Origin of the sequence: Bacillus sp. FSL W8-0629, from assembly GCF_038593225.1 — a bacterium.
In the GTDB taxonomy this organism is placed as follows: domain Bacteria; phylum Bacillota; class Bacilli; order Bacillales; family Bacillaceae; genus Bacillus; species Bacillus altitudinis.
In genome coordinates this window covers 1,221,836-1,245,264 of the sequence record NZ_CP151975.1, presented here as the reverse complement: position 1 = coordinate 1,245,264, position 23,429 = coordinate 1,221,836, and the positions used below count along the sequence as shown (strand labels likewise).

Genomic DNA, 23,429 nt, shown 5'->3' with positions numbered 1-23,429 from the left:
CATCTCACCTCACTTCCACTTGTTTTTTCCGCTCGACAAACCACTGCAATCCGTGAATCAATAACAAAATGACAAATGATAAGAGCAGCATGAAACAGGCAATGGCTGCGGCACCTTGATAATCATACTGCTCAAGCTTAGACATGATCATCAGTGGTGTAATCTCTGTTTTAAACGGAATATTACCCGCTATAAACACAACGGAGCCATATTCACCGAGTGCTCTTGCAAATGCAAGAGAAAATCCAGTCAGCACCGCTGGAAACAAGGCAGGCAGCAGTACATGAAAAAAGGTCTGTTTTCTTGTAGCACCAAGTATAGCTGCGGCCTCTTCCACTTCCTGCTCAAGCCCCTCAATGACCGGTTGAACCGTTCTTATGACAAATGGAACGCCAATAAAAATCAGTGCCAAAATAATACCGAGCGGGGTGTATGCCACCTTCACATGCAAAAATTGCCCAATCCACCCATTCGGAGAATATAGAGTCGTCAAAGCGATGCCAGCCACTGCCGTTGGAAGAGCAAACGGCAAATCGATGAGGGCATCCAGGATGTTCTTTCCTGGAAACGAGTACCGCGTGAGAACCCATGCGATCAGTACACCGAAACCTGCATTGATGAGTGCAGCTGCAAAAGAAGTCGTAACCGTAAGCTGCAGCGACTTTAGCACCCGCGCATCACTAAAGACATTCCAAATTCCTTCTGCTCCTAATGAAGCCGTCCAAATAAATACCATAGATAAAGGAATCACGACAATCGCACTGACATAAACAAGTGTCACTCCGAGACTCAGCCCGAATCCAGGCAATACACGTTTTCTTTTATTGGCGGCAGCATAGCCTTTCTTCATCACGTCGCCCCCTATTTTTGTCCGCTATATATTTGATCAAATAATCCGCCATCATCAAAAAATCTTTTCTGCGCCTTTCGCCATCCGCCAAATGCCTGATCAATGGTCACCATATCAATCTCTTTAAATTGATCTTTATATTTGTTTAGCACTTCTTGATTTCTTGGGCGATAATAGTTTTTAGCCGCAATTTCCTGTCCTTTTTTAGAATACAAATAATCTAAATAAGCCTTTGCCACTTTCTCTGTTCCTTTTCGTTTCACATTTTGGTCGACAACGGCAACGGGCGGCTCTGCTAAAATACTAATGGAGGGACTGACAATCTCAAATTTGTCTTTGCCTAATTCATGCAGTGTTAAATAGGCTTCATTTTCCCAAGCAATTAACACGTCACCAAGACCGCGCTCGACAAAAGTTGTTGTGGCGCCACGAGCACCTGAATCGAGCACCTCGACATGCTCATATAACTTTTTCACAAAATCCTTCGTTTTTTCTTCATCCCCATGAAAGGTTTTATCGGCATATGCCCATGCGGCTAAATAATTCCATCTTGCACCGCCTGACGTTTTTGGATTTGGTGTGATGATAGATACACCCGGCTGAATCAAGTCATCCCAGTCTTTAATTTTTTTGGGGTTTCCTTTCTTCACAAGAAACACAATAGTAGACGTATAAGGTGTGGACTGATTCGGAAATTCTTTTTGCCAATCCTTTGAAAGTAGCCCTCGATCTGCAATGGCATCAATGTCGTACCCAAGAGCAAGTGTAGCCACGTCTGCTTCGAGTCCATCAATAATCGATCTCCCCTGCTTACCTGACCCTCCATGAGACTGCTGTATTGTCACATCCTCACCGGTTTTGTCTTTCCAATAAGTCTGAAAGGCTTGATTGTATTCCTGATACAATTCACGTGTAGGATCGTATGACACATTCAACAGCTCAACCTTTCCCTTTTGATTTGAGGCTTCATTCGCATTTGAGCATGCAGCACTTGTGATGATGAAAAGTGTCATCGCAATAGAAATCCATATCCATTTTTTCATGTTATCCGCTCCCTTTCACATTGAATAGTGACACCAACCTTGCCGTTTTCAGTTCTATACGCAAAAAAGGCCCTCAGCGATTGAAGTACAAAAAAGTCCTGTACGTCAATGCCAAGAGCCTTCGGTTGTCCGATCAGCTATGTATGATTGATGTTAGTCTATATATTATTCAAACTATTCACAGGTGTCAACTGTGTTTTTATTTTAATGAAAACTAAAAAGAAACGCCTTCTTGATGAGGCGCTTCTTTTCCAGGGAAATGCTATTGATCTGCAGCTACCTTTAGATTGACACCTACAGCAGTTCCATTTCTCGTAGAATCAGCTACTCCAGTAAATGTCCCTGCTTTTCGATCAATCAGTAAAGCTTGCACATTCCCTATATCAATAGGGGAACTGCCAAACTGGTGACCCATATCATTTAACTTTGTTCTTACATCTAGAGGGACACCTACTTCATAACGATACGAAGTTAAGCTGTTTGTGTAGATTCTTGGCTCTTCTACCGCATCCTGAAGCTCCATGTCATATTCAAGTAAATTGAGAATCGTCTGTGAAACAGAAGCAATGATCGTCGTTCCACCAGGAGACCCAACAGTCATGACAGGCTCTCCATCTTTAAAAATGATCGTCGGAGTCATACTTGATAACGGACGTTTATTGGGCTGGACTTCATTTGCCCCGCCAGGTCTTGCATCAAAATCTGTCAGTTCATTATTTAAGAAAAATCCATACTCTGGAACAAGAATCCCTGTACCAAATAATTGTTCAATGGTTGTTGTAAATGACACAACATTTCCCCACTGATCTGCAACAGTAAAATGGGTCGTCTCACCAATGGTTTTATCTTCTGGCTGAGGAACAATTGGGGATGGATTTTTCTCATCCTCATATGCCCAAGGATCTCCTTCTTTCGGGCTGCGATTCATTTGATCTAATTGAATGAGAGAGGCTCTTTCTGAAATGTAATCATCGTCTAGTAGTCCTTTTAGTGGAACATCTACGAATTCGGGGTCGCCGGCATATGCGGCTCTGTCAGCATAGGAGAGGTGCATTGTTTCAGCAAGCAGCTGATATTTTTCGAATGATTTGGGGTCATACTGAGACAGGTTAAAATGGTCAAGTATTTTGAGAATTTGTAGCATAAACACCCCGCCTGAGCTTGGTGGAGGCATGCTTGCAAGCTGATATCCTTTATAGTCTCCCCAGATTGGCTTGTCAGTCTTGACTTCATAACGTTTGATATCTTTTGAAGTCATCGTCCCGCCAAAATCTTGAACTGTATTTGCAAGTGCCTTCGCTACTTTTCCTTCATAAAATGCTTTGCTTCCTTTTTTCGCAATGAGTTTAAATGTTTTTGCAAGACCTGGCTGGACAAGCAGATCTCCTTCTTCGAGCGGCTGATCATTTGGAAGAAAAATTGGCGCTGCGGCCGTTTTTTTCAATTTTCCTTGGTGATCATCAATCGCTTTTGCCAAGACAGAATCAATTTCAAAACCATCTCCTGCAAGGTGAATGGAGGGCTCAATCAATTCCTTCATAGAACGAGTACCCCACTTATCTAATGCAGCTTCAAGACCTTTTACAGTCCCTGGAACACCTACCGCATTTCCATGTGTAGATCGCTCAGCAAACGGAATCACTTTTCCATCATCTGTTAAAAACATGTCAGGTGTTGCGCCCTGTGGTGCTCGCTCTCTGCTATTGATGATGGATGTTTCCTTTGTCTTCCCATCATAAACCATCATAAATCCGCCACCGCCAATTCCAGACATCATTGGCTCTGTTACGTTAAGTGCGTACTGAATGGCAACAGCAGCATCCACTGCGTTCCCACCTTTTTTCAATACGTCAGCACCAATCTCCGATGCAAGCGGATGTGCAGTAGCCACCATACCATCTTTGCCAACAGCTACTTTATTCCCATGAGTTTCGTTTGCAGTGACTTGGCTGACCGGCAGGAAAAACGAGAAAACAAACAGACATATGGACAAAACAGTTAGAGAAATGCGTTTCATGAACAACACCCCTTCCATATTCTTACTTTGACCTTACCGACTTCTTGACCAGAATACAATAGATTATTCTAAAATTTCAAAATTTTTCATTCTATCATCCTATATCTGCCAAACAAAACACATGTTTTCAAAACATATGACATGCACATCTCGTAGTAATAAAGACATACGTTTTCCAAGTTTGAAACTTCACGATATAATAAACTCATAACAAAGGGGGAAAAAGAATGAACCACAAAAGCACTTTATTTTGGGAATCTTATTGGGAAGAAAAATCAGAAAAAACTCCTGATCACGCCTCTGTTTCTGCTTGGGCATTTGGCGCAAATCCAGATCACTTGCTTGACCTTGTACAACAAGGAAAAAAAACAGCCACTTGTTCTGGATACCTTTTTTACGAAAAAGAACGAGAGCCTCTTCCAAAACCCGGTCAATATGCGGTCATTTTGGATAGTCAGGAGGAACCAAAAGCCATCATAGAGATCACGCAAGTAGATATCATGCCAATGAATGAGGTTCCTGAATCATTTGCAAAAGCAGAAGGTGAAGGCGATCTTTCATATGACTATTGGTACAAAGAACATGAAGAATTTTTCACAGAAGCCCTTGAGCCGTACGGATTAACATTTAAGGAAGATATGCTTCTTGTTTGTGAGCGATTTAAGCTTGTTTATTCAGCTTCTTAACTTTTAAGCGGTGCCAAAAATGGTCCGCTTTTTTGCTTTCTTTTCCCCTTTCTGAAAAAGGTGAGTTGAGATCACATCTTTAGGTCAGAATAAGATCAAATAGAAAAAGTGAAGAAATTTTCGACTACACCTGTTTTTTTTCGACAAAAGAATATATAATTATTTGATGTGTGCATTGTCTCATTTATACAATGGAGGGTTTTTACATGTTAAAAAGGAAAAAAGACAAGTTTTCCGTCTTGTTAACGGAAATTGCTAAAAATTTAGATGAAACTGCTGAGTATTTTGTTAGCTATAAAGTAACAAATCAAACCACTCTGAAAGAATTTTCTGACACATTGAAGGAATATGAGACAAAAGGTGATAATCATGTTCATACCATGATTAAAGAGCTGAACAAAGCCTTTATTACACCGATTGAACGTGAAGACATTCTTCAATTGACGAATAGCCTCGACGATGTTTTAGACGGCATTGAGCATTTTTCAGCAACTTTAGAAATTTATTCAATTACAAGCTCTGACGAACATATCGACAAATTCAGCCACTACATCAGAGAATGTGCGAAAGAAATTTTAACGACTATTGAATTACTGGCTGATAATCGCTTGAAAGATATTCATCCGCACGCAATCAAAATTAAAGAGATTGAGCATAATTGTGACAATCTTCACCGCAAATCACTAAAGAACTTGTTTGGAAAAGAAACAGACCCAATTAAGGTCATTCAATACAAAGAAATTTACGAAACACTTGAAGAAATCGCAGATTCCTGTCAAAGTGTTGCCAACAATCTAGAAACAATCATTATGAAGAATGCGTAACGGGGTTAGTTAAACATGGATACATTACTCATCCTTACCATACTTATTGTCATTTGTGCACTTGCTTTTGATTTCATTAACGGATTCCACGATACAGCAAATGCCATTGCTACTTCAGTTTCAACAAAGGCGTTAAAGCCAAGACATGCTATTATTATGGCAGCGTTTATGAACTTCTTAGGAGCAATGACATTTACAGGTGTGGCAAAGTCCATTACAAAAGACATCGCAGATCCTTTTACACTTCAAAACGGATCTGTCGTCATTTTGGCTGCTTTAATTGCAGCCATTACTTGGAACTTGCTTACTTGGTATTACGGGATTCCGAGTAGTTCTTCACACGCACTGATCGGGTCAATTGCAGGAGCTGTTATTGCCTCCGCTGGTTTTGGCGCTTTAAACTATTCGGGATTCATTAAAATCATTCAAGCACTATTGCTTTCACCTATCCTGGCTTTTGTTTTGGGATATATCGTGTATACCATTATCAAAATTTTATTCCGAAACAACAATCTCGCAAAAACAAATAAACAATTCCGACGTGTTCAAATTTTAACGGCTGCACTGCAATCGTATACCCACGGAACAAACGATGCGCAAAAAGCGATGGGAATTATTACGATGGCTTTAATTGCAGGTAATTTGCATACAACAGACGACATTCCTTTCTGGGTACAATTCTCTTGTGCGCTTGCAATGGGACTAGGTACGTCTATTGGCGGCTGGAAGATTATTAAAACAGTCGGCGGTAAAATCATGAAGATTCGTCCAGTAAACGGAGTATCTGCAGACTTAACGGGTGCAGCTATTATCTTCGGTGCAACATTTATTCACTTACCGGTTAGTACCACTCACGTGATCTCATCTTCTATTCTAGGTGTAGGTTCTGCACATAGAGTAAAAGGAGTTAACTGGGGTACGGCAAAACGTATGCTTGTCACTTGGGTGATCACATTACCGATTTCGGGAACTCTAGGGGCACTTATATACTTTGTGTTAAATGCGATTCTTTAATTTAAAAGACCTGTCTAACAGGTCTTTTTTATTTGTTTGCATCCTCAAATGGTCTTTTTCTGCAAGCCATTTTTTCATGAAGCAGGGTTTCCAAACATATCCATAGAAATAAATAAGTATCCATCTGTCTATGGGAGAGAAGAACATGCTATTATTTTTTCAATTGACTGTTTGGTTATTGCTAGGTGCTCTTGCTGTATATGTATTTGCGGTATGGCGCTTTGAACAAAAAGTAAAAGAAAAGATGTTTGCGATTCGTAAAACGTGGTATTGGATTTATGTAGCGGGTGCTGTTGTGTACTGGACAAATGACCCTTCTTCAATCTTCACCGATTGGATGCACTACCTGATTATTGCTGTTTTTTTCGCATTAACTGATGCCTTTATTTTCCTCAGCTCCTATATTAAAAAACTCGGAAATCATGAACTTGAAACCGACACCCATCAACTCCTAGAACAAAATAACGACTTGCTTCATTCTTACCTCAATAAACTAAAAACGTACCAATACCTATTGAAAAACGAACCGATCCATGTATATTATGGAAGTATAGAAGCATATATAGAGGGAATTGAACGACTGATCTATTCTTTTGCAGAAAAAATGAATATTCAAGCAGTTCTTTGTCCTTATGATACGCAGGAGCAAAAAGATGACCTGCTGCGGACACTTGATCAGAGAGCGCTCATTCAAGCAAAGCTTGACAGGCAGGAAGTGTATTACGATGATTTCGGCAAATTGGTTCTCATCCCGTTTTCAGTAGCGGATGCACACTTTGTGATTAAGCTGACCTCTGAGGAAATTGTCACTGAATTCGACTATTTATTAATGACTTCACTTACAACGATTTATGACCTAATCTTGCCTGACGAAGAGGAAGGTGATGAAGATGGAACACGCACTTCAAGGGGATAATAACAATCGCAAGAAAAACCCATTTAAGATTTTAAAGAAAAAGCGCCATATTAGTATGGCTGATTACAAAGTAAGTCCCCATACGGAGCGTATTTTCAAAAAGAATGAACAGCTCCTAGATGAGTATAAAAATAAAAAAGCTTGATTACACTAAAGGACGCGGAACTTCATCCGCGTCCTACTTCCGTTTTCACATCTACTTGCATACAATAAAACCAACTGCTGCAACGATTGAGGTGCCAATATGAAAAAGAAACTTAAACAATTGAGGTATGTTCAGTTTGCTGAATTTAAGCCATCCCCTTATGTCTGCCGATTACACGAAAAAAGTGTAGCCGTCATTCAAGCGGCCAAAAAGAAAGACTCACTGATTTAATAGTTGAAGCAACTTCACTTTTGTTTTAGGACCGTATACTCCATCACTTGTTAGACCATTCATCAGTTGAAATCGCGCGACGGCATTGGCTGTTTTTTCCCCATAAACGCCATCAATGCCCTTATCTACAGCTGTTTTATCAGGATAAAAATACACAGCAGCAAGCGCTTTTTGGACGAGACGTACATGCTCCCCCTTTGTCAGAGGTGATGTCACCTTTAACACCCCATCCGGCAGTTCATAACTGAGCTTTTCTTCTGCATGATAAATCTTGAGAACTTGTCCAACTCGAATCATGTTTGGGTCACTAATCTGATTCCATGTCTGTAAATCACTCACCGTGACACCATGGGCTTTGGCAATACTCGTTAGCGTATCCCCGCTTTTCACCACATATGTGATAACTGTTTCCGGATCACCTGCAGTCTCAATTCCTCTTTTAAATTCATCCCATGTAGCTAGCAGCAGACGTGGACATGTTTTTCCTGACCAATGCTGATGCGTCACCACATTTGCTAATGGAATGCCATGTTCTTTTAAAAGCTTTTGAATAAGCCACTGGGCATGTTTGACAGCTTGTTGAAAGTTTCCATCCTCATTTTCACAAATTTCAATGCCAATCGATTTTCGGTTGCCATCTCCATGTCCATCCCCAGCATGCCATCCATTTTCATTTAAAGGGAGATGCTGAAAAATTTCCTTGTCATCCACTGTAAAGTGCCAGCTTACCTCTGTTGTTGAGCGTTTGACATATGCCGCGTGACTTTTTGCGTCAGCTCCCTTAGATGTATTGGCTGTGTTATGCACAGTTACATAAAGCGGCGTCATAGCATATCCTGGCCGATTTCCGTTTCCAACTGGAATAAAATCTTGATAAATTTGTACCATGTTTTGCACTCCTTTTTGTTAAATTGATGTTTGATCTTGCTCATCAATCGGTGGCAAACGTAAGACAAATTTGTTTGTTTTCGTCATAAGACTATGGTAAAATTTGAATTCAATCGCCGTTTTATCTTTGTAAAATATAAAAAAATAGAATAAAAAACAGGAAAAACTTCCAATTTTCTTTGATTTTATGTTAAAATTGTTAAAAACAAGCCGATATAAAAAGTAAGCGATAGCTTTATTAGCCATTTAGTCCTATATGGACTTTTCTTTTACGGCAAAAATAGAACATACGTTTGTATGGAGGTTTTGACATGACTTATTTTTTAACCCATTTAGAAGAAGATATTAAACGGTTATACACTCAACTGCAAATAAGCGGTCCTGCCTATGTAGACATGCATAGGATCGCCGCTGAATTTCATGTATGGGTACACTACGAGGATACTGGCAGCATGATGATCAAACATCAAGGTCTTTACAGTATTATTTTAAACAGAGCCTTATCGTCAGAAGAACAGTGGCAGGATTTCGCCCACGAGCTTTGTCATGTGCTGAAGCATACAGGCAACCACTTTAACATGCACAAGCTCTTTCGAGAACTGCAAGAGTTTCAAGCAAAACAATTCATGTATCACTTTTGTGTTCCGACTTTTATGCTGCTGCAAATGACGCTCCCAAACCTTAGGCAGCAAGCCATTTTGCATATTGCTCAAACATTTCATGTCACTCGGGATTTTGCTGAAAAACGGCTTGCTCTATTTGAACAGCGAAGAGCCGGCATTCAATTTCAAAAAGAATTCACTTCTTATTTAATGAGAGCAGGCAAGGTCGCAGAAAATGAAGCTGCGTATCAAACAAAAGCGTCTGCACACGTGACGTCAGAAGTTTATTCATAAAGGCTTAACACTTGTTTCAGTACATTTGTGTATTGATAAAATTGTTCGGTTTGTGTATCACGCCTACGGCTCCGCCTAAAGTCTTGAAAGAAAGCTCTTCTCTGAGCTTGGCTAATTTCAATTTGAACACTTTTTCCTGTGAGGCATTGATTATTAATATTTTGAGGATGTGTTCCAGCAAATTGATCCGATTCAGATAAAAGTAAGGCATGGAAGCCATTTTGTGTGAGATACTTCACTGTTTCAGCAGCTTTTTCCCTGTCGGTACCGCCAACTAAAGTTTGTAGGACGTCTGTTTCTCCATAGCCGTGGAGTGCAAACGTATAATGATGTGTATGCACTTGAGAAAGACAAATCGGCTCATCAAAACGTGTGCTCGTAATATGAAGAACATGATTGCCTTTCACTTTAAGGCCCTCGAATAAATACATAGAATAATCGGTTGCTACTTCATGGACCAGCTCGCTCACGCCAGATTCAATTCCTCCCGCATGAGGTGACAGGACGAGAAGCTGATCCCCTTTCCGCTGATGAAGAATCTGATAGTCGATCCCTTTTCTTTCATGAGCGGAAAGCTCTTCATAATTTTGATACGTATCTATGATTTGATTCATTCCATCTGCCCCATTTCTCTATATGAGCATAAGTCTACTGATCGCAAATTCTTTTGTAAAGTGTTTTCGAATAACCAGTGTGATCTGAATGCATCCTTAAATTTTCCTTATCTTTACGGGCTAACTGTTGAATGTTGAGAAAAAATGACCGATAATTGAAACGAATAGAACTTTTGGACTATATGAATCTTTTTGTAATCTCTCTCATATATTAGAATATTGCGATCTACACCTGGAGGAATTCATGTTTAAAAAGAAAACCACCATCATCCTTGCCATCTTATGTCTTAGCTTCGCCGGAATTATTTACTGGAAATGCTTCTCTCTTCAAGGCGTGTCTCACGGAACATTCATTCGCTCGATATCATCACCTGATGGAACCTATACCATTAACACATATCGACATAGCGGAGGAAAGCTAAAAGAGAATGCGGTCAGAGCAGAAATTGAAAACAAACTCACCCATCACAAAAAAACAATCTACTGGAAGTACCCTGATAAAGATCCTCTGATCAAATGGAAAAATGCACAGCTCGTTCAAATTGGACATGAGTTTTTAAATGTGGTCAAAGGTGAAACATACGATTATCGCTTTGATCAGAAAAATAGAAAATAACGAGCCAACAAAAAAACGAACCCTTTTTGGATTCGTTTTTTACGTTGACATCACCTTTTGCATAAATTCTTTCATTTCTTTGCTAACCGTCGTCAACCTGTCTACAATTTCACTAAACTCCGTCACTAATAAAGCCTGTTCTGAAGATGACCCTTTCATATGCCCCATACTCTCAAGTAACGTATGTATATTAGAGGAAATCCCTTGCAATGAGCTTTCTATGTTTTCTGTTGCACGTGAGGTTTCGCTTGAGAGCTTTTGAACCTCGCTCGCTACCACACTAAAACCAGCTCCCTCTTTCCCTGCCCTGGCCGCTTCAATTGAAGCATTCAACCCTAGCAAACTCGTTTGCTTAGAGATACCTTTGATCATTTTTGTAATATCTGAAGTTTTTTTCGAACTTTCAAGTGTTTGCTGTGTTTGGAATGTCATTTCCTCACTTGTCGCAGAGAGCTCTTCTGAATGAGCCGCCACCACATGTACTTTTTCTTGAATACTTTGAATGATGTCGTTCAATGACTCCATATACGCCTCAAGTTCTATTTGATTTTTAAGCGGAAAACCTAAAGCGATTGCACCAATGACTTGTTGATTTTCATCGAAAATCGGCAATCCCATTGCATTTAAAGGCGCCCCATACACCGATTCAGGTACAAATGTACTTGATGTTTCGCCTCTAAGCGCATTTTTCATATTCTGATCATCTGGTTTAATGGGATCTCCTGTCCGTATTTGAAAATCCACATCTTTTGATGGCAAATACAGCAAGAATTTTTCCCGATCAATGACCCCCATCGTCACTTCATCTTTTAAAATCTTCATCATATAAGGTGCTGCTGTTACAATACTCTGTAGTATATCCATCTTCTCTACCCCCTTAATGTATTTATCGGTCATTCCTCTTAAATTTGATTATTATTTTTTAAAAATAATGATCAAGATTGAAGTTTTTTTCATATTTACGAGTAAAAAGTATGCCAATTCCTTTCTATATTCAAAAAAACGAGAATTTGCTATACTTAGAAAATCAACATATGATGAAATGGTCATGTAACCATTTTATATATTCACTGGAGGCGCATGTTGTGACACAACCCATGAAGTATGAGCGGGCGATCGTCATCGGAGGCGGAATAACGGGAATGCTCGCTGCAAAGGTTTTATCAAGTTTTTACCTTGAAGTATTGATCATTGAAAAGGACGAATTGCCAGACGCTCCTGAAAATCGTCTTGGCACGCCTCAAGCTTTTCATCCACATAGAATGTTGCCACTAGGCAAACAAATAGTGGAACGTCTATTTCCTGGTTATACAAAAGAATTACTCGAAATGGGCGGGTACAACACATGGCATCAGACATCTCGATTTATGACAAAAGATGGCGAGTTAGTACTCACCGATACTGAAGAAACAGCTGTCACACGACGTGCCATGCTAGAGTGGGTGCTGATGCAAAGAATGTTACGTGAGGATCGTGTTCAATTTTTAGAAAAACATGAAGCGATCGCTCTTCTTTTTGAAGAAGAAACGACTAAAGTAAGTGGATTACAGGTCAAAGATCGGAGAATAAAGCCTGGAATCATCAACAAAATGAGTGCGGACTTAGTCATTGATACGTCTGGAAGAATGTCTAAATTGCCAAAATGGCTGAAAAGCGCAGGACGAACCTTGCCGCAGACAGATGAGCTAATCGTGTCTCTTGGCTATAGCACAAGATACTACCAAATACCATCTGAGGCACCGAACCTAGAACCAATGGTCATCGTTGGACAGCCAAATAAAAAAATTCCAACAGGACTGTTTGAACGTGTAGATCATGATTTAGCAGCGGTTCTTCTCTCAGCAGCTGGCGGCTCTCATTATCCAACAACGGACGCTGATCAGTTTGATGTAGAGACCGCTAGGCTGACCAATCCCTCGATAGCAGAAGCCATCACTCATTTAATTCCCTATACGAAACCAAAAGGATTTAGAGTTCCGGCTTGTGTCAGAAACCACTATGAACAAATGGAAGATTGGCCAAGCGGCTTATTGGTCATGGGTGATGCCTTATGCACATTAGATCCAATACATGGTCAGGGAATGACAAAGGCAGCTCTTGAGGCACAGACACTTGAGCGTATGCTCAAACAAGCACAAGAAGATGGGCTTATTTCTTTTGAACGGCATACCTTACAACAAATGCAGCATGCCAATGAGCTTGGCTGGTGGCTTTGTGCAATTGCGGATATGGCATGGGAAGGCGTCGAGTTAAAAGGAACCCCCATTTCCCATCTGACATTTGTACAAGAATTTTTCAATTATTATGTAAAATATGCCGTTCAAACAAAACAACCTAAATGCCTTGAGGCGTATCATCGTATGCATTCATTCTTAATAGAACCGAGAAAAATCATCAACCTAGAGCAGCTGCAAGACATGATTCAAGCTGACTCCACTGGTGAGGTCCGCAACTGGTGGCATAGGTGGGATCAAAAAAATGATGAATTAAATCGAGCTTTCTTCTATGAAGCTGTTCCAGATTTTCAATTACATCTGTTGCTAAAATCAACATAAAAAAAAGCCCCTCAAAGGGGGCTTTTAATTAACGTAATAATTGAAGTACGTTTTGTGGCTGTTGGTTCGCTTGTGCAAGCATTGCTTGAGAAGCTTGAGAAAGAATGTTGTTCTTAGTGAACTCACTCATTTCTTTCGCCATATCAACGTCACGAATACGAGACTCAGCAGCTGTTAAGTTTTCAGCAGAAGCGCTAAGGTTGTTGATTGTGTGCTCTAGACGGTTTTGGACTGCACCAAGCTTAGATCGCTGAGCAGACACTTGCTTAATAGCTGTTTCAATAATACCAAGTTGTGCATCAAATCCAGCAGCTTCCTCGCCATCTTCACCACTTGCACTAATAAATTTTGTCACATCGATTCCAGCAACAGAACCGGCTCCATCTTCACCTTCAGCCGTCCCATCTGTACCTAAAACTGAAGCACCCATGTTTTCAATGTTAAGTGTAATTTGTTGTGTTGCGTTTGCACCAATTTGGAATACAAGGCTTTGTGCCTCACCACCGTCATCAGCACCCTTAGACGAATAAGTTCCATCTAATAATTTCTTCCCGTTAAACTCTGTACGAGTAGAAATACTTGTAATCTCATCTTGCAAGTTTGAGATTTCATCTTGAATGGATGCTAAATCTTCTTCCTGCTGTGTACCTGTGTTCCCAGCTTGAACAACAAGTTCACGAATACGTTGAAGTATCGCATGAGATTCAGTCAATGCGCCTTCAGCCGTTTGAATAAGAGAGATACCATCTTGAGAGTTTTTAGTAGCCATTTCTAGACCACGGATTTGACTTCTCATTTTTTCAGAGATCGCAAGACCTGCTGCGTCATCCCCTGCGCGATTAATGCGAAGACCAGAAGAAAGTTTCTCCATGTTCTTTTGGCTTGAACCGTTGTTAGTAGAAAGACGATTCAATGTGTTAAGTGCTGCGATATTGTGGTTAATTCTCATATTAAATGACCTCCATGTGTTTGAACCAATTAGACATCCATGTCTAAAAGTTCTAAATTAGAATTTTTCTGTAAGCCTTACAATCCATTTATCGAACTTTAATGGAATATGTTTAACAAAAAAGGAATAAATAAGGGAAAAGTCTCATTCAATATGATCGTTTCGCTAGAGTATGCCAAATTTAAAGGTCGTTTTTCATGATTTAATAGAGGGATTAAAGAATCACAAGTGAAGAGAAGGAGAAAAAAGAGCATAAAAAAAAGCCCCATTAAGGGGCCTTTCATTAACGTAGTAATTGAAGTACGTTTTGTGGCTGTTGGTTCGCTTGTGCAAGCATTGCTTGAGAAGCTTGAGAAAGAATGTTGTTCTTAGTGAACTCACTCATTTCTTTCGCCATGTCAACGTCACGGATACGAGACTCAGCAGCTGTTAAGTTTTCAGAAGAAGCACCAAGGTTGTTGATTGTGTGCTCTAGACGGTTTTGAACCGCACCTAGTTTAGCACGTTGAGTTGATACTTGGTTGATAGCTTCATCAATTCCAGCAAGTTGGTTATCAAAAGATGTAGTTGCGAAAGCAGTTACATCAATATCACTGATTTTTACTGTCGCACTTCCTAAATCAGCTGCTTTCATGCTGTCAATGTTTACAGTCAGTTGTTGGCCACCATTAGCTCCAATTTGGAATACTAAATCAGCTGTACCACTAGCAAAAGAACCATCTAAAAGGTCTTTACCGTTGAATTGAGTACGATCAGCAATACCTTTACTTCCAGTTTCTCCACCGACTTCTTCAATTAAAGCTTTGATTTCTTCTTGAATTGAACTTAGATCTGTATCATCTTGTGTACCTGTGTTTCCAGCTTGAACAACAAGTTCACGAACACGTTGAAGAATTGAGTGAGTTTCAGTCAATGCACCTTCAGCGATTTGGATAAGAGAGATACCGTCTTGTGCGTTTTTAGAAGCCATTTCTAATCCGCGGATTTGTCCACGCATTTTTTCAGAGATTGCAAGACCTGCTGCGTCATCTCCAGCACGGTTGATTTTAAGACCAGAAGAAAGTTTCTCCATGTTCTTTTGGCTCGCACTGTTGTTTGCAGACAAACGGTTTAAAGTGTTAAGTGCTGCGATATTGTGGTTAATTCTCATTTCCTATTACCTCCATGTATGTGGGACCTGACAGACGTCCTTGTCTGAAAAAAGTCCTTTATTCTAGGGCTTATCAACCCTGACAATTCTATTATCGGACGTGGTTATGGGATGTTTAGCAGATTTTTAAAAAAATATCTTATTTTTTTATGATGTTCATCCTAATTTTAACAATAATGTAAAATATAAAAAGCTGCTAATCTATTATCAGCAGCTTTCATTTTATTAATATTGCTTGATATCAAACATTAAGATATTTTGGTACACCACGTAATCTTTCTTACTTGTGAAAGGTCCTTTATTGTGTTCATCATTGATCTCATAAAAGTTTATTCCGATTCCAAAGCTTCTTTCTTTATACCAATTAAGAAAATCGTTGATTTCTTTCATTGAGAGCAGATAATCCTTTTGTAACCCATTGATCATGGTAATGGAAAGTATACCTTTTACAGTTTCTTCTCCTGGTTTTGTTCCATCTTGGTCTTTCGGCTCTTCTGTTGTGCCGTCACCTGGCTGTGTCCCGTCCTGATCTTTCGGTTCTTCTGTTGTATCATCACCTGGCTGTGTCCCGTCCTGATCTTTCGGTTCTTCTGTTGTATCATCACCTGGCTGTGTCCCGTCTTGATCCTTTGGGTCTTCTGCTATCCCATCATCCGGCTTTGTTTCGTCCTCAGTCACTTGTAAGTCTTTTAATGAAATAGAAATCACGGATCTGTAATCACTTTTCACAGAAAGATGTCTCATAGATTCCGAATAGTTACGTCCGCCAATGACATACAATTGGTCATCAACAATTGCTGCGACAGCTGATACTCTACCTTCTGGTAAATCATATGCTGAATTTTTAAATTGGCCATCTTTTGGATTGAAAATCTGAACTTTATTTACCATATTTTTTGAACTATCACCATATAATTGCCCACCAATAATAAAGAACTTGCCGTTGTAAGTTTCATAGGAGGGTTCATATGTATAAGATGTTAACTGAACATCAATTAATCTCTTCCAAGTATCTGTTGAAATATCATACTGAAACAAATACTTTTCTCTACTATGCCCTATCGAATTTTCGCCACCTGCAACATATATATTTCCGTCAATTGCAGAAATGGCTCTCCCATTCCGAGATGGTAAACCCGATGAGTTCAAGCTCTTCCATTCACCAGAGACTGTATTGTATTCATAGACATTATTCTTATATGAGTTTTTTGAAGATACAATATATATCTTCTCTTTCACTGCAACTGCTTGTAAAGTTCCTTTACTATAAGCTGAAAAAACCGGCTCTCTTGGAATTCGAATCGGCTCTTCAGCCCACTGATCAAGTTCTGCATCATAAATATCTATAGTGTTATAAGCTACTTCTGTCTCTTCATTAATTCCACCTATTAGATAGATTTTTTTACCTACAGTAGCGTAAGTACCGCCTGTTCTATTTCTTGGCATACTGGCTTTCTCTTCCCAAACATCTTTTTTTGGATCATACATAAATGTTTGGTTATTTAACTTATTTTTTTCACTAGCTCCACCAAATACATAAATTTTCCCATCAACAACGCCCACACCAGCATTAATACGTTCTTCTGGTAAATCAGCTCGTTTCGTCCATCCAATTGAATTTTCTGCATTTGCTTTAAATGGACTAAGAGTACTCATTAATAGGAGTACCGTGATAAATAATAAAAACCTTTTTTTCATTTTCTATTCCTCCAACTCGTTATGTTCCCTCCTTTTATCGTTCTATTTTTTACAAAGTTTACAATTTAAAGAAGTTTTAAATAAAACTTTATATACATTCAAAATGTTGTGCGCTAGAGATGCGGCCTAAGCATTACCTTTTCATAATCGCTTCTTCATCTTTCAACTGAATCATAAGTGAGGATTGAATATATAATAAATTGATAATGCGGCGTGCCATTTCTGAAGGAGATGCATTGTAGTCATTTCTGATCCATTCAATGATAAAACCAAAGATTCCGTATGAACGATACTGGACAAAATAACTGTCGTTGATTTCTGCATACTGATCACTCACAAATGACATTCTATTTTTGAAGATATATTGTATTTTCTTAAGCAATTGTTCTTGTATGTGGGGAATTCGGTCTTCCATCACTAATAAATCATAATAGTCGCGATTTTCAACGATATATTGAAATACATCAGTGCCTTCTGGTTTCATGCGAGTTAAATCCAACAGTGGATTTTCACGAGTCGGCTTACAAAATTCATATTCGAAATCTACCATTTCCCGGTGAATAACATCTGCTGCTAATTCATCTTTACTTTCATAATGCACATAAAACGTCGTCCGATTATAGTTTGCCTTTTCCACAATATCCTTCACTTTTACGTGCGAATATCCTTTTTCTTTTACTAGTATTTTGAATGTTTGACGAAGTGTTTCTTTTGTTCGCTCAACACGGCGATCCTCTTTTTTGATCATGGGCCCCTCCTTTAGACACTTTTTAATAAATGTTGATTAGATATACATAAATTTATTTGTGTTGAAAACCTATACAAAAAAGATTTTTTGCTGATTGAAACGGAAAATCTTTCGTCCTACAATCAACTTAGTCATAAAGAAATGAATTTTTTGTGACTTTTGATCTAACCTTTCTTCAGAATATCATACTATACAAAAAGTGAGGGCACATGATATGGAAATTCAAGCGATGGTCACAACAAATGAAAAAGATTTCGAGAAACAAACACTATTACTAGATGATCCAAAAGCAGATGAAGTGCTTGTCAAAATCGTTGCATCTGGCGTTTGTCATACGGATGCCACAGTATTAGATGGCACGCTTCCTGTCCCACGTCCTGCTTTATTAGGACATGAAGGCTCTGGCATTGTCGTAAAAGCAGGTTCTAATGTCACAACCGTTCAAGAAGGAGACCACGTTGTACTTGGTTTCGCTTATTGCGGTCATTGCCATAATTGTCTTGACGGGAACGCTGGTGGATGTGAAAACATGATTCCACTGAATTTTTCTGGTCGTAATAAACATAATGAAACGCCTATCCATACACATGATCATCAAGATGTATCACAATTTTTTGGTCAATCGTCATTTGGTACATATGCAACGGTTGATGAGAAAAATGTGGTGAAAGTAGACAAAGAAACTGATTTACGTTATTTAGGACCATTCGGTTGCGGCTTAATGACTGGGAGCGGTACTGTCTTAAATTCACTTGCTCCAGCTCCAGGTACAAGCTTTGTTGTGTTCGGTACAGGCGCTGTTGGTTTAAGTGGGTTAATGGCAGCAAAAATTGCAGGCTGTGATCCGATTATTGCCGTTGATATCCATGATAGCCGCCTTGAGCTAGCAAAAGAATTAGGTGCAACACATGTCATCAACAGTAAACATGAGAACCCAGCTGAAAAAGTGAAGGAAATCACAGAAGGAAAAGGGGCACATTACTCATTTGAAACAACTGGAGTACCAGAAGTCACGCTAGCTGCCCTTCACTGCCTGCGTGTCAAAGGAACTTGTGCAACAGTAGCAGTAGGAAAACGCGATTTAACGTTTAATGTCACAAATGATCTCATGCTCAATGCGCTCACGTTAAAAGGTGTGATAGAAGGCGATGCCGTTCCTCAACTATTCATTCCTAAACTAGTCAAGTTCTTTAAAAATGGACAATTCCCAGTTGAGAAACTAGCAAAATTCTACGAATTAGAAGAGATTGAACAAGCTTTTGAAGATTCTAAAAATGGATCTACGATTAAACCAATTCTTATTTTAGATAAAGAGTATCGAGCTTAAGCCGAAATAAGACATGAAACTCAAAATCCCCCTTTCCATATAAAGGGGGATTTTTGGACTTTCATGCTGTCCTTTCCTTCACACATACATCACCGGCGTCGATATTTTAATAATCTTCCCGCCTCGACGATAAAACCTTGGAACACGGCGGCTTAATGTTGCAATGACTTCATAGTTAATCGTATTGAGCATTTCAGCAATTTCATCAACAGAAATTTCTCCGCCCTTTTGACGGCCATAAATGACGACTTCCTCGCCTTGCTTTGCTTTCATCTCTCCTAAGCTGATCATCGTCATATCCATTGTGACTCGGCCCGCAATTGGCATTCGTTCTCCGCGGAAAAGCATAAACCCTCGATTGGATAAAGCACGTGAGTACCCATCTGCATAACCAATCGGTATGGTTGCAATGACTTCGTCAGGCTTTGCCACATAGGTTGCCCCATAGCTGACCGTTCTTGGCTTTGTCACCATTTTCTTCACGAACGCAATCCTTGCTTTTAAACTGAGAGCGGGCTCTAGCTGAACAGCGTCTAAGCTTTTAATGTATTGCGAGGGATACAATCCATAAAGTCCGATACCAAGCCGGATCATATCGGCGCTAAATTCAGGAAACGCAATCGAAGCAGCTGTATTGTTCATATGTACGGTCGGCAGTTTGATCCCTTCTTCTTTCAAAAACCGAAGAAAATCAATGAAGATGCTGTGCTGCAGCAACGTGAAATCAGGGTCAGGCTCATCCGCAGTGGAGAAATGCGTAAATATTCCATCCCACCTCAGGTTTTCACTCTTTTCAAGGGCTTCCACCACTCCTAACAGCTCTTCCTTCGTCCGTACACCTAGTCGTCCCATCCCCGTGTCAACATTGACATGAATCCCAAGCCGGCGCTGGCTTTCTTCTTCCGCTAAGATCTCATTTGCTTGAGCAATCCAGTCTTCTCGAAGGCCGGAGAGATCAATTCTCCAGGCTGCGGCCCTTTTCACACAATCGAGCGGTGTAAATCCAAGAACCAAAATCGGCGCTTCAATTTTTGCTCTTCGCAGCACAATGCCTTCCTCTAAGCTAGCAACTGCAAGTTCTGTCGCACCGCTTTCTAGTGCCTGCCGCGCTACCTCCACTGAACCGTGTCCATAAGCATTCGCCTTCACGACAGCCATGATCTTACTTTTTCTTGGAATATGCGCTTGAATCGCTTCGATATTTCTTTTAATCGCATCAAGATTGACTTCGATCCAGACTTCCCTGCAAAGCTTTTGCATGTATTTCTCCTCCTAATCAATTTAATCATCCCTTTATCCATGTTCGCTTTTATGCGTAGTCTATCTTTATTCATTTTTAGCAAAAAACATTCAATCATGCCAAAAACAAATAATTCCTAAATATGTATATTTTTTGAATTTTTATTTATTTAGACATTTTTTGACATCTTTCTCCTACTAGACGTGCTATTCTTATAAGCATCTGTTAAACATTGGTTTAATAGAAAAATAAGGAAAAGGGAGATGTTTTAATGTTTAAGGGAAAAATGAAAAAAATAGTGGGAGCTACTCTCTTCACTGGTGCTTTAATGTTCTCTGCAATTCCTGCTGATGCCGCTTCGAATTTAATCCCTATTAGGGACAAGTATGATGGCTATCAATATCAATGGAATGGCTACAATAGCAGTGGAGTAGCAACCGTCACCGTTTTCTTTAGAGATTCGAATGGTAAGTCTTACTCTAATACTTATGAATGTGTCACTGTTATAAGCGGCACTTGTTATGTTTACGAATAATGTAAAAATGCAAAAAAATCTGCCCCCTTTATTAGGGCAGATTTTTTTACTTCACTTACTTAGAGGCCTCACATGAAATTGTGATCCCCCTAGTAATCATTTTTCATGTGGTACACTTTTCTAGCTATTCTCATATTATTAACAACATTCAACATTGAATCGATATAAAGGTGAAAGAGAAATTTAACATTGGCAATTCAAATTTTGAATGAGTTTGTAGTGGAGTTTTGCGAATGAAAAATGAGACTTGAGAACTTTTGAATCTTTGTTGTTCTAGCATCGGCTTATACTGCCTGCCTTCCAATCAGAATGTTAGATTCATGAATGCTTTGTTAACTATTGATTTTGATTAAAATCTTTAGCGATAAGAAAGGTGACAATCAAATAGAAGATTGTGCCGAAAAACATACCATTTAACAAACTGATTAACAACATCTTACAAATCAGACCAACATAATAAGACACTGGCGTCCCTGGAAATACAGCCATATTTAACAGGCTAATCATAAAGGTTAAAGCAAAGAATATAATGAAAATCCTTCGAAATCATTTGGATTTTAACATTGTCATTTTACTTCCTCCTCAGTATATTTTATGTGAAAAATATACTTTATCCATTGCATAAATTCCATTTTAAAGTAAAAAGCCCTTTAAGGGCCTTTTACTAAGCAGAATAACCGATACTTGCTGTATGACCTCTCCTAGCTTCATCATGACTTGCTGTAACTTCAGATGTGAAATAACTCACAACACTTATCACACTCATCACCACGAATACAATGGATACAGTTTTAAATTTCATATAGACAGTCACCCCGCTTTACTTGAACTTGGAAATAAAGAATTTTTTCATAAAACAGCATTGCCTTGTCTTTATCTCCCAATTCATTATAATATTTTGCGGCATCTTTTGCTAAGTCTTCAAGGTCAGGATACATGGACTTCATCTCTAACCATTCTGAAATTTGTTCTAGTTGTTCAAAATTGTTGTCAACGTATAGTGATTTTAAAAACGTAAAGATACGTAACAGCACATGATCTTTCAGTTTTTCAGATAGTTCTATTCCGCTATGCAAAGCATACGTACCTAAATCCTGTTCGTTCTTTTTAAAATAGGCTTTTGACAACATCACGAGAGGGTCTAAAATCCGATTTAAATGCTCGTAGCCCCGCTCTTTAAATGCTCGAATCGAGTCATTAAAGTGAATAATTGCTTGTGCTAGGTCACCATGATGAAAATAGCTCAACCCTAAATTATAGAGCGCTGACCCTTCTAATCTTTTTGTTGAGTGATCGGCAACTTGTTCTAGTGCGCGTTCAAAATGTGGAATGGCTTTTTCGGGACAACCCATATCGATATAGTTTAAGCCAATGACAAAAGAACATTGAATTTCTCTAACTGTGTATGTATCTTTTTCTCGGTAACATTCTATCGCCTGTGCGATATGGTGCATGGACATGTGGGTTTGTTTCATGTGGTAATAGATTTCAGCCATTTTGTAATTGAACTCGGCACGTTCAATATCGTCACTTACAAGGGTTAACTTTTTTTTCTGCCCGCTTATAGAAGGTAATCGCATTTAAGTATTCGTAGTTCTCAAATTCATACATGCCGTAGAAAAAATTGAAGTAATATTCTAGCAATCCTGTTAATTTCTCTTGATCTTTTTTTATCTTCACTGCAAGTTCCCTGAAGTTCGCTCGTTCTTTCCCATTTTCTAAAGGATCCAAGTAATCTAGCATTAATTTATGTCTGAACTCCATGAGTGAGAAATATAATAATAGATCCTGATTTTCTTCCATATCATCAAGCATCGATTTGATTTCTTCTTTATACGCCTCGGCATCAGGAACATTAAATCTTTGAATGTGATAATACCATTCATTGATTTTCAAGCCGACGTGAGAAGAAAGTACTTTTTTCATCCACCCCTACTCCTCCCTCTATTTTCCCTATAATGACATATATTATCATTTTATGAATCATTCGACACTGAAAACAAACCGCAAAAAAGCCCTATAAAGGGCCGTGTGAATGATAGATAACATGACTTCTATTCATAAATAAGCACCCAGTACTTCGCCCCAGGTTCCCCTTCCTCTACAACAGCCTTCCATCCTCTTTTTTGATAAAAAGACAAAGCTTTGTGATTTTCGGATACACATTTGAGGGTGACTGGTGTTCCGAGCACTTTGATCGCATGTTTCAGCAACAGATCGCCAGCCCCTTGACCAACAGCTTCTGGATGTACAAACAAGAGATGAATAAAACGATCTGGTACATATAATGAGATGAATCCAAGGATTTTATTGCTCTCCTCAGCTAAGAAAATTTGCTCTTCCTGCGTATCTTGATCAAAATCTTGCAGTTTGATTTCTTCTGTATTGAGCCAGTGAAAGCTCTGACGTCGGGATTCTACATAGATTTGTCTTAATTGTGGATAATCTTCTATGCTTGCTTCTCTAATGAACATCGCAACATCTCCT

At 39.2% G+C, this 23,429-nt stretch carries 23 protein-coding genes and 1 pseudogene; 11 read left to right on the top strand and 13 right to left on the bottom strand.

Going from position 1 to position 23,429, the window contains the following annotated elements; genetic code table 11:
* Positions 1-4: 4 nt before the first annotated feature.
* From cysT to ggt, 3 genes are all read right to left on the bottom strand, one after another.
* The gene (gene cysT / locus NSQ17_RS06330) at positions 5-850 is read right to left on the bottom strand and encodes a sulfate ABC transporter permease subunit CysT (protein WP_024719596.1); all 846 of its coding nucleotides are present in this window, start codon (positions 848-850) and stop codon (positions 5-7) included.
* Positions 851-861: 11 nt separating this feature from the next.
* Entirely contained in the window at positions 862-1,893 is a 1,032-nt protein-coding gene (locus tag NSQ17_RS06325) for a sulfate ABC transporter substrate-binding protein (protein ID WP_045034931.1), read from the bottom strand.
* 262 nt (positions 1,894-2,155) lie between these two features.
* Positions 2,156-3,910 carry a gamma-glutamyltransferase gene (ggt, locus tag NSQ17_RS06320; RefSeq protein WP_335352766.1) on the bottom strand — a complete coding sequence of 585 codons (1,755 nt, stop codon included), beginning with the start codon at positions 3,908-3,910 and terminating at the stop codon, positions 2,156-2,158.
* 227 nt (positions 3,911-4,137) lie between these two features.
* Here ggt and NSQ17_RS06315 point away from each other — a divergent pair, with 227 nt between their 5' ends.
* The 6 genes from NSQ17_RS06315 to NSQ17_RS06290 all read left to right on the top strand — a co-directional run bounded on the left by NSQ17_RS06315 (position 4,138) and on the right by NSQ17_RS06290 (position 7,726).
* Positions 4,138-4,596 (top strand): ASCH domain-containing protein, encoded by a 459-nt coding sequence (locus tag NSQ17_RS06315; protein ID WP_335352879.1) that lies wholly within the window; start codon positions 4,138-4,140, stop codon positions 4,594-4,596.
* A 206-nt stretch (positions 4,597-4,802) separates the two neighbouring features.
* The gene (locus NSQ17_RS06310; RefSeq protein ID WP_017359157.1) at positions 4,803-5,420 is read left to right on the top strand and encodes a DUF47 domain-containing protein; all 618 of its coding nucleotides are present in this window, start codon (positions 4,803-4,805) and stop codon (positions 5,418-5,420) included.
* A 15-nt stretch (positions 5,421-5,435) separates the two neighbouring features.
* Positions 5,436-6,434 carry an inorganic phosphate transporter gene (locus NSQ17_RS06305; RefSeq protein ID WP_024719592.1) on the top strand — a complete coding sequence of 333 codons (999 nt, stop codon included), beginning with the start codon at positions 5,436-5,438 and terminating at the stop codon, positions 6,432-6,434.
* 145 nt (positions 6,435-6,579) lie between these two features.
* A complete protein-coding gene (locus NSQ17_RS06300; RefSeq protein ID WP_024719591.1) occupies positions 6,580-7,350 on the top strand; it encodes a type II toxin-antitoxin system SpoIISA family toxin in 771 nt (256 codons plus the stop codon).
* The gene (locus NSQ17_RS06295; protein WP_008346289.1) at positions 7,319-7,495 is read left to right on the top strand and encodes a type II toxin-antitoxin system SpoIISB family antitoxin; all 177 of its coding nucleotides are present in this window, start codon (positions 7,319-7,321) and stop codon (positions 7,493-7,495) included. The genes NSQ17_RS06300 and NSQ17_RS06295 overlap by 32 nt, the downstream gene beginning before the upstream one ends.
* A 99-nt stretch (positions 7,496-7,594) precedes the next feature.
* Entirely contained in the window at positions 7,595-7,726 is a 132-nt protein-coding gene (locus NSQ17_RS06290) for a hypothetical protein (protein ID WP_256734188.1), read from the top strand.
* Here the strand turns inward: NSQ17_RS06290 and NSQ17_RS06285 are convergent.
* Positions 7,715-8,614: an N-acetylmuramoyl-L-alanine amidase gene (locus NSQ17_RS06285; RefSeq protein ID WP_017359601.1), complete on the bottom strand. Its 900-nt coding sequence runs from the start codon at positions 8,612-8,614 to the stop codon at positions 7,715-7,717. The two genes, NSQ17_RS06290 and NSQ17_RS06285, sit on opposite strands and share 12 nt — an antisense overlap.
* 311 nt (positions 8,615-8,925) lie before the next feature.
* Between NSQ17_RS06285 and NSQ17_RS06280 the strand changes: the two genes are divergently transcribed.
* Positions 8,926-9,510: an ImmA/IrrE family metallo-endopeptidase gene (locus NSQ17_RS06280; protein ID WP_041507425.1), complete on the top strand. Its 585-nt coding sequence runs from the start codon at positions 8,926-8,928 to the stop codon at positions 9,508-9,510.
* Here the strand turns inward: NSQ17_RS06280 and NSQ17_RS06275 are convergent.
* Positions 9,501-10,124 carry a poly-gamma-glutamate hydrolase family protein gene (locus tag NSQ17_RS06275; protein ID WP_024719586.1) on the bottom strand — a complete coding sequence of 208 codons (624 nt, stop codon included), beginning with the start codon at positions 10,122-10,124 and terminating at the stop codon, positions 9,501-9,503. The genes NSQ17_RS06280 and NSQ17_RS06275 overlap by 10 nt on opposite strands.
* Before the next feature lie 244 nt (positions 10,125-10,368).
* Between NSQ17_RS06275 and NSQ17_RS06270 the strand changes: the two genes are divergently transcribed.
* Positions 10,369-10,740: a DUF5412 domain-containing protein gene (locus tag NSQ17_RS06270; protein ID WP_047945589.1), complete on the top strand. Its 372-nt coding sequence runs from the start codon at positions 10,369-10,371 to the stop codon at positions 10,738-10,740.
* Between the two features lie 39 nt (positions 10,741-10,779).
* Here NSQ17_RS06270 and NSQ17_RS06265 read toward each other — a convergent pair whose 3' ends face one another.
* Positions 10,780-11,604 (bottom strand): methyl-accepting chemotaxis protein, encoded by an 825-nt coding sequence (locus NSQ17_RS06265; RefSeq protein ID WP_342467963.1) that lies wholly within the window; start codon positions 11,602-11,604, stop codon positions 10,780-10,782.
* 221 nt (positions 11,605-11,825) lie between these two features.
* On the opposite strand from NSQ17_RS06265, the gene NSQ17_RS06260 reads away from it, so the two are divergent.
* On the top strand, positions 11,826-13,295 hold the full coding sequence (locus NSQ17_RS06260; protein ID WP_342467962.1) for an FAD-dependent monooxygenase: 1,470 nt from the start codon (positions 11,826-11,828) through the stop codon (positions 13,293-13,295).
* 28 nt (positions 13,296-13,323) lie between these two features.
* On the opposite strand, the gene hag (NSQ17_RS06255) is transcribed toward NSQ17_RS06260, so the two are convergent.
* From hag (NSQ17_RS06255) to NSQ17_RS06240, 4 genes are all read right to left on the bottom strand, one after another.
* Complete coding sequence (gene hag / locus NSQ17_RS06255; RefSeq protein ID WP_041092274.1) at positions 13,324-14,244, bottom strand: flagellin Hag; 921 nt, start codon at positions 14,242-14,244, stop codon at positions 13,324-13,326.
* A gap of 283 nt (positions 14,245-14,527) precedes the next feature.
* Positions 14,528-15,394, bottom strand: coding sequence for a flagellin Hag (gene hag, locus NSQ17_RS06250; RefSeq protein WP_159159571.1), 867 nt, complete (start codon positions 15,392-15,394; stop codon positions 14,528-14,530).
* 225 nt (positions 15,395-15,619) lie between these two features.
* Entirely contained in the window at positions 15,620-17,092 is a 1,473-nt protein-coding gene (locus NSQ17_RS06245) for a kelch repeat-containing protein (RefSeq protein WP_342467961.1), read from the bottom strand.
* 133 nt (positions 17,093-17,225) lie between these two features.
* Complete coding sequence (locus NSQ17_RS06240; RefSeq protein ID WP_165378831.1) at positions 17,226-17,840, bottom strand: TetR/AcrR family transcriptional regulator; 615 nt, start codon at positions 17,838-17,840, stop codon at positions 17,226-17,228.
* 214 nt (positions 17,841-18,054) lie between these two features.
* Here NSQ17_RS06240 and NSQ17_RS06235 point away from each other — a divergent pair, with 214 nt between their 5' ends.
* Positions 18,055-19,167: an NAD(P)-dependent alcohol dehydrogenase gene (locus tag NSQ17_RS06235; RefSeq protein WP_007498906.1), complete on the top strand. Its 1,113-nt coding sequence runs from the start codon at positions 18,055-18,057 to the stop codon at positions 19,165-19,167.
* A gap of 78 nt (positions 19,168-19,245) precedes the next feature.
* On the opposite strand, the gene alr is transcribed toward NSQ17_RS06235, so the two are convergent.
* The gene (gene alr / locus NSQ17_RS06230) at positions 19,246-20,427 is read right to left on the bottom strand and encodes an alanine racemase (RefSeq protein ID WP_024720169.1); all 1,182 of its coding nucleotides are present in this window, start codon (positions 20,425-20,427) and stop codon (positions 19,246-19,248) included.
* 251 nt (positions 20,428-20,678) lie between these two features.
* On the opposite strand from alr, the gene NSQ17_RS06225 reads away from it, so the two are divergent.
* Positions 20,679-20,942, top strand: a complete 264-nt coding sequence (locus NSQ17_RS06225; RefSeq protein WP_024720168.1) for a hypothetical protein — start codon at positions 20,679-20,681, stop codon at positions 20,940-20,942.
* Positions 20,943-21,733: 791 nt separating this feature from the next.
* On the opposite strand, the pseudogene NSQ17_RS06220 reads toward NSQ17_RS06225, so the two are convergent.
* Positions 21,734-22,868 (bottom strand): annotated as a pseudogene (locus NSQ17_RS06220) (Rap family tetratricopeptide repeat protein).
* 128 nt (positions 22,869-22,996) lie between these two features.
* Positions 22,997-23,416, bottom strand: a complete 420-nt coding sequence (locus NSQ17_RS06215; protein ID WP_342467960.1) for a GNAT family N-acetyltransferase — start codon at positions 23,414-23,416, stop codon at positions 22,997-22,999.
* Between the last annotated feature and the right edge of the window lie 13 nt (positions 23,417-23,429).